We start from the raw sequence: 14,559 nt of genomic DNA, 5'->3' as shown, positions 1-14,559 counted from the left end.
TGTCCGGCCTCATGCGTAGCATCTAAAGGAACGATGGAACGCGACGTCAGATTACAGAGCGCATTGGATAAGCTCAGCCAGGCAATCAATGAAGCCGTGGAGCAGTCGGGCTCCGTACGCGAGGCCGTTGAGAACGTTCGAAAACTCGGTTTCGAGCCGAATCTTTCGATGCGCCTTGAGATCGCGCTTGAGGAGATCGCCAAGGGTCCGGACGAGATCCCCGACGATCCGGAACTTGAACTCACACCCGACGATATCAGGGCGCTAAGACGAATGCGGATCGCGTGTTGATTGGGTTCGGAGTTCCGCCTTCACGCGGCTCGGTCTCAGGATCTCGAGACCGTAGGATTAATATTGACGCCGCCTGAAGGCGGAACTCCGAACAAATCGGATGAATTACTACAATTACTATACTGAGATCGAAGAAGCTTTTGTACGCCGGCGCGGGAAGAATCTCGTGTTATCGCCGCTCGATTGGGCGCTGATCGACGCGTGGCACGAACGCGAGGTTCCGCTGCATATCGTCTTGCGCGCGATCGAGAGTGTTTTCGATATCTGGGACAAACAGCCGAAGCGAACTCGAACCGTCAAGAGTCTCGCCTATTGCCGTGAAGAGATCGAGGCCCAGTTCGAGGAATGGGTCGAGACGCGTGTCGGTGCTGCGCCCCAAGACTCGTCCGGCGAAATCGATGGATCGAACTCCGAATCGTCGATCGTCGAGCACCTTCTGGAGTCTCGAACACGGTTTTTGGAAATGGCGGCCGATGCGATCGATCCGGGATTGCGCGAAACGCTTCAGCGAGTTTGCGAACGACTCGGCGTTCTCGCGGACGAACGCGAAGGCGCCGAGAAACTCGAACAGTCGCTCGACATTCTCGATGAAATGATCGACCGGCAGTTGCTCGCCGCCGAATCCGCCGCGACGTTCCGATCCGAGGTCGAAACGATGCTCGCGCCGAATCGAAGCGCGATGGATCCGGAGGCGTATGATCGCACCTTCGACTTGATGCTTCGGAAGAAAATCCGCGATGCTGCCGGAATTCCGCGCTTGAGTTTGTTTTATCTCTAAGCTGTGGTACAAACGTCTTGAATCTGAAACGGGAGAAGAAAAAATGGATTATCAGTCGGGTGCCGTAAGTCCGGTCGGAAGTATCGAAAAAGGCTGGGGAATCATCAAGGACGATTACTGGATCTTCCTCGGAATGACGCTCGTCGCCGGGATCATCACGTTTATCATCGCCATCATCCTCGGACTTTTGAATAATGTCATTACGTTCGCGATCGCCACGGTCTTCGGCGCGGCCGGCGGTCGCGGATCCGACGGTGCGGCAATTGCGATGTCGATCGTGCCGCAGATCATTTCGATGGTCATCAGCCTTTTCACGAACGTGATCGTTCTGACGGTGTCGGGAGTTTTGGTTTGCGGGATCTATTCGGCGCTGGCGAAGAAAGTGAATACCGGCGTCGCCGATTTCGGCGAGCTGTTTTCCGGAATGTCGAAAGCTGTCCCGTGTTTGATCTTCGCGATCGTAATGGCGCTCTTTCAGTTCATCATCGGTCTCGTGACGCTTGGGGCCGGCGCCGCTCTCGGAGTCGGAGCGATGGGTGCGGCCGGAATGTTCAAAGGTGGCGAGATAAATCCCGCCGCGCTTGGCGGCATCCTGTTTGCGATGCTGGGCATCTTGTTTTTTGTAGTTATCGTGAATTTCGTGATCTCTTTGCTCACGACTTTCGTTTATCCGTTGATCGCCGAACGAAGCATGTCCGGGATCGACGCGATGCTTTTGAGTATGCGCGCCGGTTTGTCCAATATCGGCGGGCTGTTTTTGCTGATGCTGCTCCTTGCTTTGATGGTGATCGGCGGGGCGCTCGCTTGTTTGATCGGCATCGTCTTCGTTGCCCCGATCATCAGCGCATCGATCTTTGCCGCCTACCAGAGCGTTTTCGGCAGCTACGGCAACAACTTCCAGCAAACGCCGCCGCCGCCGCCGGTTTGGGGCGCGCCGTCAGGCCAACAGCCCGGCTATTGATTTGTCCGTATATACCGGCGATTCACGAAGTGGGTCGCCGGAATTTGTCGCCTCTAAGATCCTTCATTGTCCAACTCATTCAAAATCGGTAAAACCATCGAGGTCGCGATCGAGCGGATCGTTCCGAACGGTTTCGGCATAGGTTTTGCCGACAATATGACCTTGTTCGTCTCGCTCGCGGCGGCGGGCGACCGTTTGCGCGTGCGTGTGAATCAGGTGAAGGGACGGATCGCATTCGCTGAGATCGTCGAGATCCTCGACGCGTCGCCCGATCGCGTCTCCTCGAGATGCGAGTATTTCGGGCGCTGCGGCGGCTGTGATTTTCAACATCTGAAATACGAAGCGCAACTTGGCGCCAAGGTCGGGATCCTCCGCGACTCGCTCAAGCGCATCGGCAAGATCGACTATGCGGATATTTCGATCGTCCCGAGTCCGTTCGAGTTCGGCTATCGCTCTCGCGCGCAGTGGCACGCCGATACGCGCCGCCGGATGTTCGGTTATTTCAAACGCGGTTCGCACGAGATAATCGACATCAAAGGTTGTCCGATCCTGACCCCCGAACTTGAATCTTCGCTGGCCGAGATTCGAAACGAGATCGAATGGGACAGTTTTTGGGCGGAATCGATCGAGATCGAGGCCGCAAGCTCGTCAGGCCAAGTTTCGGTCTATTCCGAGGAACTGGTCGAACCGACACTCGAACTCGATTTCCGGAACGGCGAGGATCGTTACACATACGATGCGCGAAGTTTCTTCCAGGGAAACCAGTTTCTGATCGAACCGTTGATCGAGGCGGCTGTCGGCGAGTTGAAAGGCGCTTTCGCGCTCGATCTCTATTGCGGGGTCGGGCTTTTCACCTTGCCGCTGGCTCGGCGATTCGAACGCGTCGTCGGCGTCGAATCGGGTCAGCGGGCGGTCGCGCTCGCGAGAAAGAACCTTGAAAACGCGAAACTCAAGAATGCCGAGATTTTCGACGAACAAGTCGGGCGCTGGCTCACAGGGAACGAGGCGGATCTGACCGGAGTCGACCTCGTCTTGCTCGATCCCCCACGCTCCGGAACCGAAAAGGAGACGGTCGAGACTCTGATCAGAATCGCGCCGGCCGCGATTTCCTACGTTTCGTGCGAACCGTCGACGCTCGCGCGCGATCTCCGGATACTCGTCGACAACGGCTACGAACTGAGATCCATTAAAGCCTTCGACCTTTTTCCGCAGACGCATCACGTCGAAACCGTCGTCATCCTTTCACGCCGAAAGTGAAACAACCGCGGCGGCGGCGGCGTACGACATACCGGCGCGACGGAGCCGTTTGAATAAGGTCGACCAACTAAACTAAACTTCAGAAGTATGGCAAGAAAGAAACCGGAACCCGACAACTCATCGTCGGCGATCAGCAAGAGTCATTTCGTTCGCTGCCGCTATTGCGGCCAGAAGAACGGTGTCAAGGAAGACTTTGTAAATCGCCAGGCAAACTGCGGCAAGTGCAAGCTGCCGCTTTCCAACGAACCGCATAAGAAGTTTGCCGATCTCAGCAAGCACGAATACGTTCATCCGGCCGACAGCAAGGCTTTGGCGGCGCTGAAGGCGATCCCGGGAGTCGATACGGCGCTCAAGAAACTCCTTCAGGTGACCGGCGAATCGGCAGTACGCGTGATCTTTATGGCGAGCGCCGTCAAAGTCAGCCCCGAACAGATGCCCGACCTGCACGCGAAGCTTCAGGTGGCCTGCACGACGCTCGGCGTCGAACTGCCCGATATGTATGTCCAGCAGAATCCGGTCGTCAACGCGTTTACCTTCGGTGCCCAGAAACACGCGATCGTCCTTCATTCGGCGTTGCTCGAGCGGCTTACGGACGAAGAAACTTTGGCCGTCATCGCGCACGAGGTCGGCCATATTCACGCCGAACACGTGCTTTATTTGACGGCGGCGCGGCTGATCGAGGCGTTGATGAATGCTTCGCTGGCGCGAATGATCCCGGGTTCGGAAATAATCAAGGGAATAGTCTCGGCGACCATCTCGAGCGCTCTGCTCGCGTGGGCGCGAAAAGCGGAACTCTCTTGCGACCGCGCCGGATTGCTCGTAACACAGGACCCGCACGTCATCGGGCGGACGATGATGAAGCTGTGCGGCGGGACGTTCGCGTCGAAGATGGATTACGACCAGTTCCTCGCGCAGGCGCGCGAGTTCCAGAAGAACTACGACGACAACGCTCTCGATTGGTTATGGGCGAACATCATCAACTCCGGAATGACGCATCCATTCCCGGTCTGGCGTGTTTCCGAAATTCTTCAATGGGTCGATAGCGGGGACTACGAAAAACTGATGAAGAAGTAGTCGCCCGATAGATCTTCAAACCGCGAATTCGCGCAAAGACCAGGCGAAAAAGGCTTCGTGTGGTCTTTCTTATTATTTGGCTTCTTTCGCCAGGTTTTCGATCATCCAGCCAAGGTAGCTTTTTGAAACCTGATCGGCATTGAGAGCGACGATCTCCGGAACCTCATAACTGTGATTCGAGACAATGAACCGCTCAAGCTCGGGATATTTTTCGGCAAGGGTTTTGATCAGCAAGAGATGTTCGGTGTCGGACTGAACGGATCCGTTCCAGATGTAGACCGACGCCATTGCCGGCAGGATCTGCACACAAGCGGCAAGTCTCGACTCGACGATCTTCCGGGCCAACGATTCGGCCTCGGCGATACTTGGAGTTGTTGTCAGAACGACGATCATCGGGAAGATTCCAGATTCAAGATATTCCAGATTCCAGCTATTCCAGATATTCCAGATTCCAGATATTCAAGATATTCCAGATATTCCAGCTATTCCAGATATTCCAGATATTCCAGCTACTCCAGATTCAAGATATTCCAGATTCCAGATATTCCAGATTCAAGATATTCCAGATTCCAGCTATTCCAGCTACTCCAGATTCAAGATATTCCAGATTCCAGATATTCCAGATATTCCAGATATTCAAGATATTCAAGATTCCTCAGAATCGACTGGAATTCTTGGAATCCGTGGAATCCCTCAAATCCCTGGAATTCTTGGAATCTTGGAATCTCTGGAATCCCTGGAATTCTTTGAATCTCCTCAATCCAAAATCGCAAATCTAAAATCGCAAATCGCAAATTCAAAACCCCACCCCATTGCCGTTTTCCGAGGCTTCGCAGGTTCGGATGATGAAATCGACGGCGTCTTTCGGGGAATCCGTGAGATGAAGCAATCCGAGGTCCTCGGCATTGATCTTCTTTTCGTTGACCATTGTCGATGCCAGCCACTGAAGCAGTCCGCGCCAGTATTGAGATCCGAAAAGGACGACCGGGAAGTTGCGGATCTTGCGTGTCTGGATCAGCGTCAGCGCTTCGAACAGTTCGTCCATCGTTCCGAACCCGCCGGGGAAAATGATATAGGCGTTCGAGAATTTGATGAACATCGTCTTGCGAACGAAAAAGTACTTGAAGGTCAGCGATTTCGTCAGGTACGGGTTCGCCTGTTGCTCGAACGGAAGTTCGATATTGCAGCCGACCGAGACCTTGCCCGCTTCAAAGGCGCCGCGGTTTCCGGCTTCCATCACTCCCGGACCGCCACCGGTGATCACTTCGAATCCGGCTTCGGCAAGCAACCGTCCGGTTTCGCGCGCGGCTTCGTATTCCGGTTCGCCTTCCTTGGTCCGCGCCGAGCCGAACACCGAAACGCCGCGCGTGATCGTTGCGAGATTGTCGAATCCGTAAACGAACTCGCTCATAATTCGAAGCACGCGCCACGAATCCGATGCCTTGTATTCGTCATCCGGTTCCGGCGAACGAAGCAGAACCTCGTCGTCCGTCAGTTGCCAATACGCCTTTTCAAGGAGCGTTTTTGCTTCCGCGACCGTCTTCGGCTCAATGATCGGCTTGTTTTTCTTAAGTCTCTTGATTGTCATTCTTTGTTTGTTGGTAAATGGCCGCGGCGGGCCGCCTGAAGGCGGAACTCCAAACCCGGAACTCCGGAACTCCGAACGCGGAACTCCGAACTCAGATTCCCATTATGTTGTATCCGCAATCGACGTAGATCGTTTCGCCGGTGATGCCCGACGCAAGGTCGCTTACCAGGAAAAGAGCGGTGTTTCCGACCTCGCTCGCCTCGACATTGCGCTTGAGCGGCGACTTCTCGCCGACATAGTTGAGCAGCGAGCCCATATTCTTCACCCCGCGGGCCGAAAGCGTATTTATCGGGCCGGCGCTGATGGCGTTTACGCGAATGTTGCGCGGACCGAGATCGGCCGCGAGATAACGGGTCGAAGCCTCGAGGGCGGCCTTCGCGACTCCCATCACGTTGTAGTTCATCACGACCTTCTCGGCGCCGTAATAGCTCATTGTGACGATGCTTCCGCCGTCCTTCATCAGCGGCATTGCCGCCAGCGCGACTTGCGGCAGCGAAAACGCGCTGATCTCCATCGCCGTCAGAAACGCCTCGCGGGTTGTCGTCAAAAACTCGCCCTCGAGCGCCTCCCGCGGGGCGAAAGCGATCGAATGGATCAAAAAGTCGAGCTTGCCGTACTTTTCACCGACCGCCTTGAATGCAGCATCGACTTCCGACTGGTTCGTCACGTCGCACGGAACGACGAGCGTCTCCGGTATCTCCTTCGTCAGTTTCTGGACGTTCTCCTTCAACCTCTCGCCCTGATACGTGAAGGCTATCGTCGCGCCCTGATTCATACACGCATCGGCGCACGCCCAGGCGATCGAACGCTTGTTCGCGACGCCGAAGACCATTCCTACTTTGTTTTGAAGCATATTTCTGTAAATCGTAAATGGCTAATTGTTATTGGTTCGCATTCGAATGTCAAAAAAACCGACTCAAGCGCCAAACACGATCGATCAACAATAAACGACGAACGATCGTCGATGCTAATCCATCGCGTAAATCTTCTGAAGCGCCTCGAAATCAAGAAGCCGGATGTCGACATCGACGGGCGTCGAACCGAACTTCTTCACGAGCGATGAACGGAGCTGCGCTTCGGCCGCGTCGTCAAGCTGCGTGACAAGCACCAAAAGCAACCGCACGCGCGCATCGATCTTGAGATTCTTCAGCGATTTCATCGGCGCCGCGACCTTTTTGAGAACGATATTGATCTTTTCCTGGCTGACGATCGGCGTCACGAGAAACGTCACCTCGACGCACGTGATCAGATCGCCTTTCACGATGACGCCGTCGAACGGAGTGTTCCCGACGACAACGTGCCTCAGGACCGGCATCCGCGCTTCCTGCTGGATCTGACGCAAAGCCAGATCCTGCGCAACGATGTAGGCCGAAAGCAGATCGCTGAGTTGCTCGCGCGGGATTTCGAGAATCCGGGCGAGTTCGACAACTTCGCGGCTGAGTTTAAGGCGCTGGCTTTCCGGAAGATCGATCTCCCAGTGCAAATTGCGATTGCGTTCACCGGCCGAGAGTTTCCGCCAGTGCGCGAAGTTCAACCATAACAAGGCGACCAATCCGACCGCTGAGAGACCGAAAAGAACTGCAGCAAAACCACTTCCGGCAGCGATCGACCAGATCAATCCGACCAACAGGCCGACCAGCATAAAGGCGCCGATTCCCAGAACCAAATAGTTCGGAGTGGGATTCCCAAACTCCGCGAGCAGACGTTCGTTTTGCTTGACCATTTTTTACTAAGACAACCAGATTTGGGAAAAGTAAAGTAATAATAAACCCAACAATCCAACGTAACAACCATAAAACCGAAAAAAGGAAAGCGTGGCGAAACATTTGACCGAACCTGCCAGGAAGTTGGCGCGTGTCGGCAAAAACCACTATTCTGTTCAGGCATCCGAATGAATCGCTACTTCAAGATGAACCAATTCTTTTGTCGCCGGCTTTGTGCGGCTGTGCTTGGTCATCTCCTGTCCGTGAACGCGCTCGCGATCGATGTTTGGGTAACAACGCCGGCGCGCGGATGAGAAGATCGAAGTCACGATGAAGATCACGAACACCGGAAAGTTCGCCGGCGAGGATGTCGTTCAGCTTTACCTGCGTGACCGGTTTGCATCGCTCGTTAGGCCCGTCAAGGAACTCAAGGACTTCCAAAAGATCAAACTCGACGCCGGTGAATCGAAGATTCTTCGATTCACGATCGACAAAGAAGAACTCTCATTCTATGACCAGAGGCTTCGATGGATCGCCGAACCCGGCGATTTCGATCTGATGATCGGGTCGTCGGCGGCGGACATTCGCCTCGCCGACGCCTTTGCGTTGACCAATTAGACACAAACGAATCGGGCGGCACGCTCCCGCTTATGCCGCCCGATTCGTTTGTGTCTATGCGCCGATGCTGCGTTCGAAGGGAATCTCGTCAAAATGGGTCATCCGCTTGAAATTGCGGAAGCGCTCATTGATCTCGGGATAGTCGAGCGCATCGACGCGCTCGGTGCCGAATTTCTCGACGTTGAACGATGCCATCACCGAACCGTAGATCATCGCTCGCCGAAGCGTTTCGTCGTTGATCTCTTTCTGACTCGCGAGATAACCCATAAAACCGCCGGCGAAAGTGTCGCCCGCACCCGTCGGGTCGAAGACCGATTCGAGCGGGTACGCCGGGCAAGCGAAATAGGTGTCATCGGTGAAGAGCGTCGCGCCGTACTCGCCGCGTTTGATGACAACCGCTTTGAGTCCGTACGCAAGAATCTTTCGCGCCGCCTTGTGGATGTTCGGTTCATCCGTCAACTGGCGCGCTTCGGCGTCGTTGATGATGATGCAGTCGACGACTTTCAGCGTCTCGATGACCGCCTCCTTCATTGAAGAGATCCAGAAATTCATCGTGTCCATCGCGACGAACTCGGCGTTCGCGCATTGTTCACGAACCTGTTTCTGGAGCATCGGAAGAATGTTCGCGAGGAACAGAAGGCGCGCGCCCTTCGAATTCTCCGAGAGCTTCGGATCGAAGGTCTCGAAAACATTGAGCTGCGTATCGAGCGTATGCGCCGTGTTCATATCGTAGTCGTAACGGCCGCGCCAGAAGAAGGTTTTGCCGTCGGCGACGCGCTCGATATCGTCGGTATTGATGAAATGGCGTTCAAAAACGGCCCACTCCTCATCGCCGAAATCGTTTCCGACGACGCCGACGGCGTTGACCTTCGTGAAAAAACTCGCCGAAAGCGAAAAATGCGTCGCTGCGCCGCCCAGGATCTTGTCGCGCTGGCCGAATGGAGTTTCAAGCGCGTCGAACGCGACCGAACCTACAACTGTTAAAGACATATAGAAAATATTCCTCTGATCTGAATCTTGAAATTTTGATATCGAAAAACAAAGTGAAAGATTAGCATAGACACGTTAAAGCCGCACGTGATCTTGGGGTTTCAATCTCGGAATATCCCATATTACGCGTTGGCGAGCTTTGCCCTCGAATCGTCGCGAATCCTCGCTGGAAATATTCCGCTCCAAGCCCGCGCGAAAGATCGGCACTTTTCGAATTTGGTCAACCGAGCCGGCCTTCCGATCAGATTTGTATTCGCGCCGATTCGCGGGAAGGAAGTTTTCTACTATGGAATCAAGGACTTTGTACGGGCTGTCTTTGGATTTCGAATTTCGGAGTTTTGGCAATCGCAAGTCGCAAATCGCAAATCACTCGATCTTCCACGGCGGATTCTTGCGGTTTTCGCCGGCGTGGTAGAGGCAGATGCGGTTGTTTGAAGGGTCGCGCAGGTAGGCTTCGCGCCAGAGCCAGGTTTGGTCTTTCGGTTCTTCTTCGAATTCGAAGCCTTCTTGTTTGAGCTCATCGACCTTTGCGTCGAGGTCGTCGCACTCGAAATAGAGAACTATGTTCGAATCCGTTTCCGCGACGCAGGTGGAGTGGACCGAGAGTGTCGAATTGCCGTCCGGACATTCCAATCGGGCGTAACGCGGAAGGGAATCGACGATCAATCGCAGGCCGAGCTTTTTGTAGAATTCGACCAGCGCGGCCGTGTTTGCGGAAAAAACGGTGACTTGGTTGAGGTTCATAGCTTGGAGCTCCCGCGTTCGGAGTTCCGCCTTTAGGCGGCTTGGACGGCTGTCGACTGAAAATTAGCGCGGACGCCGCCTGAAGGCGGAACTCCCAACGGAACGCCGAACTACTTCCTTTCCAATTGCTTCAACATTTTCACTGCCTCCGCCTTAAAATTACTTTGCGGAAACTTCTCCGTGATCATATTGAAGTAGACGACCGCGTCCTCGCGGAGTTTTTCGGGCGCGTATTTCTTCTTCTCGTCGTCCGATGCATTCGGCGAGAGTTTCTGCTTGCCCTTGTTGTCGGCAAGATAGAAGCTGCTCATCCCGGCGATGAATAGAAATTCGTCCATCTTCGAATAATCAGGATAAGCGGCAAAGGTCTCTTCGAAACGGAGCAAGACCGCACGATACGCCTTTCGCGTGCGAAAATAATTTTGTGCGACTTCAAGATTATGATTGGCATCGGCCTCAAGCAGCGGATCGCGCTGAACTTGCGGTTCGATCTGCTTTTGCGCCGACGCCTGCACCGTGAAGGCGAAAAGCAACGCGGCGAAACTGAAAAATAAGATTGCTTTCTTCATAAGTCGAAGGGTTTGATGCGGAACCGGACAACTCCGTTGTTCAAGGTTCGGGATTCCGGGAATTCCAGATTCCAAGGATTCCACGAATTCCACGATTCCAAGGATTCCAGATTCCAAGAATTCCAAGATTCCATATTCCAAGAATTCTAGGATTCCAAGAATTCCAGGATTCCAGATTCCAAGAATTCCAGGATTCCAAGAATTCCGAGATTCCAAGAATTCCAAGATTCCAAGAATTCCAAGATTCCAAGAATTCCAAGAATTCCAAGATTCCAAGAATTCCAAGATTCCAAGATTCCAAGAATTCCAAGATTCCGGATTTTGGGCCGAACTCGAATACAGTGATTCCTGAATTGTGAATCTTGATTCTTTCTTGAATTCTTGGAATCTTGAATTCTTGGAATCTTGAATTCTTGGAATCTGGAATTCTTGGAATCTGGAATTCTTGGAATCCTTGGAATTCTTGGAATCCTTGGAATCCTTGGAATCTTGAATCCTTGGAATCTGGAATTCTTAGAATCTGGAATCCTTCGATTCTTGTTGACCTATTTTTTCTCGATCAATTGCGCGAGCATCGCATCGACGTTCTTTTTCGCGTCGCCGAAGAGCATTCGCGTGTTCTCTTTGTAGAACAGAGGATTCTCTACGCCGGCGTAGCCGCTCGCCATACCGCGCTTCATCACGATCGCGAAACTCGCTTTCCAGACTTCGAGAACCGGCATCCCGGCGATCGGGCTGTTCGGATCGTCCAAGGCGGCCGGATTGACCGTGTCGTTGGCGCCGATCACCAGCGCGACGTCCGTTTCCGGGAAGTCCTTGTTCAGTTCGTCCATTTCGAGAACGATGTCGTAAGGAACCTTTGCCTCGGCGAGCAGCACGTTCATATGCCCTGGAAGCCGACCGGCGACCGGATGGATGCCGAAACGAACTTCGATGCCTTTCTTGCGCAGGATCTTGGTGATCTCCGCGACGGCGTGTTGCGCCTGCGCAACCGCCATCCCGTATCCCGGAACGATGATCACGTGGCGCGCTTCGGTCAAAAGGTGGACCGTTTCCTCGACCGAGATCGGCGTCACTTCGCCTTCAGGCTGCTCGCCCGAAGCCGGTGTCGAACCGCCTGAGCTTCCAAACCCGCCGGCAATGACGCTGATGAACGAACGGTTCATCGCCTTGCACATAATCGCGCTCAGGATCGCGCCGCTTGATCCGACAAGGGCTCCGGTGACGATCAGAAGATCGTTCGAGAGCATAAATCCCGCCGCCGCCGCCGCCCAGCCGGAGTAACTGTTGAGCATCGAAACTACGACCGGCATATCGCCGCCGCCGATCGCCGCGACCAGATGAATGCCGAGGACGGATGCGATCGCCGTCATGATCAAGAGCGGCATCATTGCGTTGTGGTCGCCCTGGACGAAAAGATAGCCCAGATAAAAAGTGACGAGCATCATCGCGAGGTTCAGGAAATGGCGCGCCGGCAGCGTCAACGGCTTGCTGCTGATGATCGCGCGCAACTTGCCGAAGGCGATGATCGAACCGGTGAATGTGATGGCGCCGATGAACACGCCGATGAAGATCTCGATCTCGTGGATCGTCGCTTCGGCCGGCGTCTTGAAGGTCTCGTTCTTAACGTAACTGCCGATACCGACAAGCACGGCGGCCAATCCGACGAAACTGTGGAGTATCGCGACGAGTTCGGGCATCGAGGTCATCGCGACGCGTGCGGCAAGCGTCGCGCCGATGATCACCGCCGGGATGATGACCGCCACGAGAATGCCGTAGTCGTGTACCTTGAAAACGGCGGTCGCGATGAACGCGATGGACATTCCGATGATGCCGAAGAGATTGCCGCGGCGCGATGTTTCGGGATTCGAAAGACCGCTCAGGCTAAGGATAAAAAATGCGCTCGCGACGATATATGCGACTGTTAAGAGATTATCAGACATTGTTTTGTTGATCGTTGATCGAAAATGGTTAACGGTTTGGGCGACGTTCGCGGGCCCTATTGCTAATCGACACGCAATTAACAACTAGCGATTAACCAATGACATCTTTATTTTTGAAACATTTTCAGCATTCTCTGAGTTACGAGAAAGCCGCCTGCGATGTTGATCGTTCCGACGAAGATCGCGATCGTGCCGAGGATCTTTGTAGTTGACGGCGACTCGGTCGTCAGCTGCAGCATTCCGCCGACGATGATGATCCCGCTGATCGCGTTCGTGACGCTCATCAAAGGCGTATGGAGCGCCGGCGTGACGTTCCAGATGACCTGCCAGCCGACGAAGCACGCAAGGACAAAAACCGTGAAATGCGAAATAAACGTTGACGGAGCCGACATTCCGATACCGGTCAGCGCGACGACGCCGAATATCACGAGGATCAGGCTGCCGAGATTCTTGAATCCCGATTCCGCCTTCGCTTTCGCCTCCGCCGCCGCGGCGGCCACGAGTTTCGGCGTTGTGGATGTGTGGATCGCGACGGCGGCGGGTTTTGGAGGTTCCCAGGTGACGTTGCCGTTTTGCGTGACGAGCGCGCCGCGCACGACCTCATCGTCCAGGTCGACCTTGTAATTCTCGGAACCGCCCATATCCTTGAGCAGATGCCAGAGATTCGTGCCGTAAAGCTGGCTCGACTGGTTCGCCATCCGGCTCGGGAGATCGGTCAGTCCAACGATCTTAACCCCTTTGTAGTCAATGACTTCATTCGGTTTTGTGACCTCGCAGTTTCCGCCCTGTTCGGCGGCGAGATCGACGATGACCGAGCCTTCGCGCATCGACGAGACCATTGCTTCGGTGATCAGCGTCGGAGCCTTTTTCCCGGGGATCAGCGCGGTCGTGACGATGATGTCGACGTCGCGAGCCTGATCGGCGAAAAGCGCCATCTCGGCATCGATGAATTCCTTCGACATCACTTTGGCGTAGCCGCCTTCACCGGTTCCGTCTTCCGCGAATTCAAGTTCGAGGAAGTCGGCACCCATACTCTCGACCTGTTCCTTAACGACCGGTCGCGTGTCGAACGCGCGGACGATAGCGCCGAGGCTGCGGGCCGCGCCGATCGCCGCGAGTCCGGCGACGCCGGCACCGATGACGAGAACTTTCGCGGGCGGAACCTTTCCGGCGGCCGTGATCTGACCGGTGAAAAAGCGCCCGAAGTTGTTCGCCGCCTCGATCACCGCGCGATAACCCGCAATATTCGCCATCGAACTGAGCGCGTCCATTTTCTGGGCACGCGAGATTCTGGGCACGGCGTCCATTGCGAGAACCGTCGCCTTGCGGGCGGCTAGTTTCTCGAGCAATTCCTTGTTCTGGGCCGGCCAAACAAAACTGATCAGCGTCTTGCCTTCAGTTAAAAGGTCCGCCTCGTGCTTTCCCGTTTTCGGGTTTTCCATCGGCTGGCGGACTTTCAGGATTACGTCGGCTTCGGACCAGAGTTCCGCGGCGTCGTTCACGATCCGGCAATTGGCCTCCGCGAATGCGTCGTCCGAGAAACTTGCGTTCTCGCCGGCACCGCTTTCGATCAGGACCTCGAAGCCCAGCTGCTGAAGCTTCTTCGCCGTGTCGGGTGTTGCCGCAACGCGGCATTCCCCTTCGAAGACCTCCTTCGGGACTCCAATTTTCATCGCTTTTTTCGTGGTTGAGTTTTCTGTGGTTTCGGTTTCTACGGTAGTGGTCATAGATTCTCCAAATTCGAAGAAATATTATCGCAGTTAATGGCTTTTAACAAAAACGTCGTTTGATTAGAAATACGGTGAATCATTCGGAACGATATTAATCAAAGGGAAAAGGGAAGCCAAAAGGGAAAAGGCAAAGGGCAAAGGGCAAAAGGCAAAGGGCAAAAGGCGAAAGAAAAAGGCTAAAATAAATGATTCCTCGTTCCGCGAATTTCTGCCGGGCTTTTCTGGTTTTCTTTTGATGATTTGACGATTTCGGGTTCTCAAAAGTGGCAAGGTGCTACGAAAGAAGATTCGCAAAAATGCGAGCACGGAATCT

At 54.3% G+C, this 14,559-nt stretch carries 16 protein-coding genes; 7 read left to right on the top strand and 9 right to left on the bottom strand.

Translation table 11 applies throughout. The features are described 5' to 3' along the window. Window positions 1–33 precede the first annotated feature (33 nt). The 5 genes from IPN69_21565 (at window position 34) to IPN69_21545 (ending at window position 4,361) form a co-directional block, all read left to right on the top strand. Window positions 34–291, top strand: a complete 258-nt coding sequence (locus tag IPN69_21565) for a hypothetical protein (GenBank protein ID MBK8813295.1) — start codon at window positions 34–36, stop codon at window positions 289–291. Between the two features lie 100 nt (window positions 292–391). Then, window positions 392–1,069, top strand: a complete 678-nt coding sequence (locus IPN69_21560; protein ID MBK8813294.1) for a hypothetical protein — start codon at window positions 392–394, stop codon at window positions 1,067–1,069. 43 nt (window positions 1,070–1,112) lie between these two features. Next, the gene (locus tag IPN69_21555; protein ID MBK8813293.1) at window positions 1,113–2,030 is read left to right on the top strand and encodes a hypothetical protein; all 918 of its coding nucleotides are present in this window, start codon (window positions 1,113–1,115) and stop codon (window positions 2,028–2,030) included. A gap of 66 nt (window positions 2,031–2,096) precedes the next feature. Beyond that, window positions 2,097–3,287 (top strand): class I SAM-dependent RNA methyltransferase, encoded by a 1,191-nt coding sequence (locus tag IPN69_21550; GenBank protein MBK8813292.1) that lies wholly within the window; start codon window positions 2,097–2,099, stop codon window positions 3,285–3,287. Between the two features lie 87 nt (window positions 3,288–3,374). Continuing rightward, on the top strand, window positions 3,375–4,361 hold the full coding sequence (locus tag IPN69_21545; protein ID MBK8813291.1) for a M48 family metallopeptidase: 987 nt from the start codon (window positions 3,375–3,377) through the stop codon (window positions 4,359–4,361). A 72-nt stretch (window positions 4,362–4,433) separates the two neighbouring features. Here the strand turns inward: IPN69_21545 and IPN69_21540 are convergent, their stop codons facing one another. Continuing rightward, on the bottom strand, window positions 4,434–4,754 hold the full coding sequence (locus IPN69_21540) for a divalent-cation tolerance protein CutA (GenBank protein MBK8813290.1): 321 nt from the start codon (window positions 4,752–4,754) through the stop codon (window positions 4,434–4,436). Between IPN69_21540 and IPN69_21535 the strand changes: the two genes are divergently transcribed. Next, complete coding sequence (locus tag IPN69_21535) at window positions 4,736–5,140, top strand: hypothetical protein (protein MBK8813289.1); 405 nt, start codon at window positions 4,736–4,738, stop codon at window positions 5,138–5,140. The genes IPN69_21540 and IPN69_21535 overlap by 19 nt on opposite strands. A gap of 17 nt (window positions 5,141–5,157) precedes the next feature. Here the strand turns inward: IPN69_21535 and IPN69_21530 are convergent, their stop codons facing one another. The 3 genes from IPN69_21530 to IPN69_21520 form a co-directional block, all read right to left on the bottom strand. Continuing rightward, the gene (locus IPN69_21530; GenBank protein ID MBK8813288.1) at window positions 5,158–5,949 is read right to left on the bottom strand and encodes a TIGR00730 family Rossman fold protein; all 792 of its coding nucleotides are present in this window, start codon (window positions 5,947–5,949) and stop codon (window positions 5,158–5,160) included. Window positions 5,950–6,040: 91 nt separating this feature from the next. Next, entirely contained in the window at window positions 6,041–6,802 is a 762-nt protein-coding gene (locus tag IPN69_21525) for an enoyl-ACP reductase (protein ID MBK8813287.1), read from the bottom strand. A gap of 114 nt (window positions 6,803–6,916) precedes the next feature. Then, window positions 6,917–7,672, bottom strand: coding sequence for a hypothetical protein (locus tag IPN69_21520; GenBank protein ID MBK8813286.1), 756 nt, complete (start codon window positions 7,670–7,672; stop codon window positions 6,917–6,919). 310 nt (window positions 7,673–7,982) lie between these two features. On the opposite strand from IPN69_21520, the gene IPN69_21515 reads away from it, so the two are divergent. Next, entirely contained in the window at window positions 7,983–8,270 is a 288-nt protein-coding gene (locus tag IPN69_21515) for a fibronectin type III-like domain-contianing protein (GenBank protein MBK8813285.1), read from the top strand. 54 nt (window positions 8,271–8,324) lie between these two features. On the opposite strand, the gene IPN69_21510 is transcribed toward IPN69_21515, so the two are convergent. The 5 genes from IPN69_21510 to pntA all read right to left on the bottom strand — a co-directional run bounded on the left by IPN69_21510 (window position 8,325) and on the right by pntA (window position 14,243). Beyond that, complete coding sequence (locus IPN69_21510; GenBank protein ID MBK8813284.1) at window positions 8,325–9,260, bottom strand: bifunctional hydroxymethylpyrimidine kinase/phosphomethylpyrimidine kinase; 936 nt, start codon at window positions 9,258–9,260, stop codon at window positions 8,325–8,327. A gap of 366 nt (window positions 9,261–9,626) precedes the next feature. Continuing rightward, window positions 9,627–10,004: a VOC family protein gene (locus IPN69_21505; GenBank protein MBK8813283.1), complete on the bottom strand. Its 378-nt coding sequence runs from the start codon at window positions 10,002–10,004 to the stop codon at window positions 9,627–9,629. 110 nt (window positions 10,005–10,114) lie between these two features. Beyond that, window positions 10,115–10,573 (bottom strand): hypothetical protein, encoded by a 459-nt coding sequence (locus IPN69_21500; GenBank protein ID MBK8813282.1) that lies wholly within the window; start codon window positions 10,571–10,573, stop codon window positions 10,115–10,117. Window positions 10,574–11,118: 545 nt separating this feature from the next. Further along, the gene (gene pntB / locus IPN69_21495; protein MBK8813281.1) at window positions 11,119–12,516 is read right to left on the bottom strand and encodes a Re/Si-specific NAD(P)(+) transhydrogenase subunit beta; all 1,398 of its coding nucleotides are present in this window, start codon (window positions 12,514–12,516) and stop codon (window positions 11,119–11,121) included. 107 nt (window positions 12,517–12,623) lie between these two features. Further along, a complete protein-coding gene (pntA, locus tag IPN69_21490) occupies window positions 12,624–14,243 on the bottom strand; it encodes a Re/Si-specific NAD(P)(+) transhydrogenase subunit alpha (protein MBK8813280.1) in 1,620 nt (539 codons plus the stop codon). Window positions 14,244–14,559 lie beyond the last annotated feature (316 nt).

The sequence above is a fragment of the Acidobacteriota bacterium genome, assembly GCA_016715115.1.
Classification (GTDB): Bacteria; Acidobacteriota; Blastocatellia; order Pyrinomonadales; family Pyrinomonadaceae; genus JAFDVJ01.
The sequence above is the reverse complement of the archived record's forward strand: the minus strand, read 5'-3'. Positions and strand labels throughout refer to the sequence as shown.

Coding starts and splice junctions, on each gene's coding strand:
- IPN69_21565 (MBK8813295.1), top strand. CDS start 34: ATGGAACGCGACGTCAGATTACAGAGCGCATTGGATAAGCTCAGCCAG.
- IPN69_21560 (MBK8813294.1), top strand. CDS start 392: ATGAATTACTACAATTACTATACTGAGATCGAAGAAGCTTTTGTACGC.
- IPN69_21555 (MBK8813293.1), top strand. CDS start 1,113: ATGGATTATCAGTCGGGTGCCGTAAGTCCGGTCGGAAGTATCGAAAAA.
- IPN69_21545 (MBK8813291.1), top strand. CDS start 3,375: ATGGCAAGAAAGAAACCGGAACCCGACAACTCATCGTCGGCGATCAGC.
- IPN69_21540 (MBK8813290.1), bottom strand. CDS start 4,754: ATGATCGTCGTTCTGACAACAACTCCAAGTATCGCCGAGGCCGAATCG.
- IPN69_21530 (MBK8813288.1), bottom strand. CDS start 5,949: ATGACAATCAAGAGACTTAAGAAAAACAAGCCGATCATTGAGCCGAAG.
- IPN69_21525 (MBK8813287.1), bottom strand. CDS start 6,802: ATGCTTCAAAACAAAGTAGGAATGGTCTTCGGCGTCGCGAACAAGCGT.
- IPN69_21520 (MBK8813286.1), bottom strand. CDS start 7,672: ATGGTCAAGCAAAACGAACGTCTGCTCGCGGAGTTTGGGAATCCCACT.
- IPN69_21515 (MBK8813285.1), top strand. CDS start 7,983: ATGAAGATCACGAACACCGGAAAGTTCGCCGGCGAGGATGTCGTTCAG.
- IPN69_21510 (MBK8813284.1), bottom strand. CDS start 9,260: ATGTCTTTAACAGTTGTAGGTTCGGTCGCGTTCGACGCGCTTGAAACT.
- IPN69_21505 (MBK8813283.1), bottom strand. CDS start 10,004: ATGAACCTCAACCAAGTCACCGTTTTTTCCGCAAACACGGCCGCGCTG.
- IPN69_21500 (MBK8813282.1), bottom strand. CDS start 10,573: ATGAAGAAAGCAATCTTATTTTTCAGTTTCGCCGCGTTGCTTTTCGCC.
- pntB (MBK8813281.1), bottom strand. CDS start 12,516: ATGTCTGATAATCTCTTAACAGTCGCATATATCGTCGCGAGCGCATTT.
- pntA (MBK8813280.1), bottom strand. CDS start 14,243: ATGACCACTACCGTAGAAACCGAAACCACAGAAAACTCAACCACGAAA.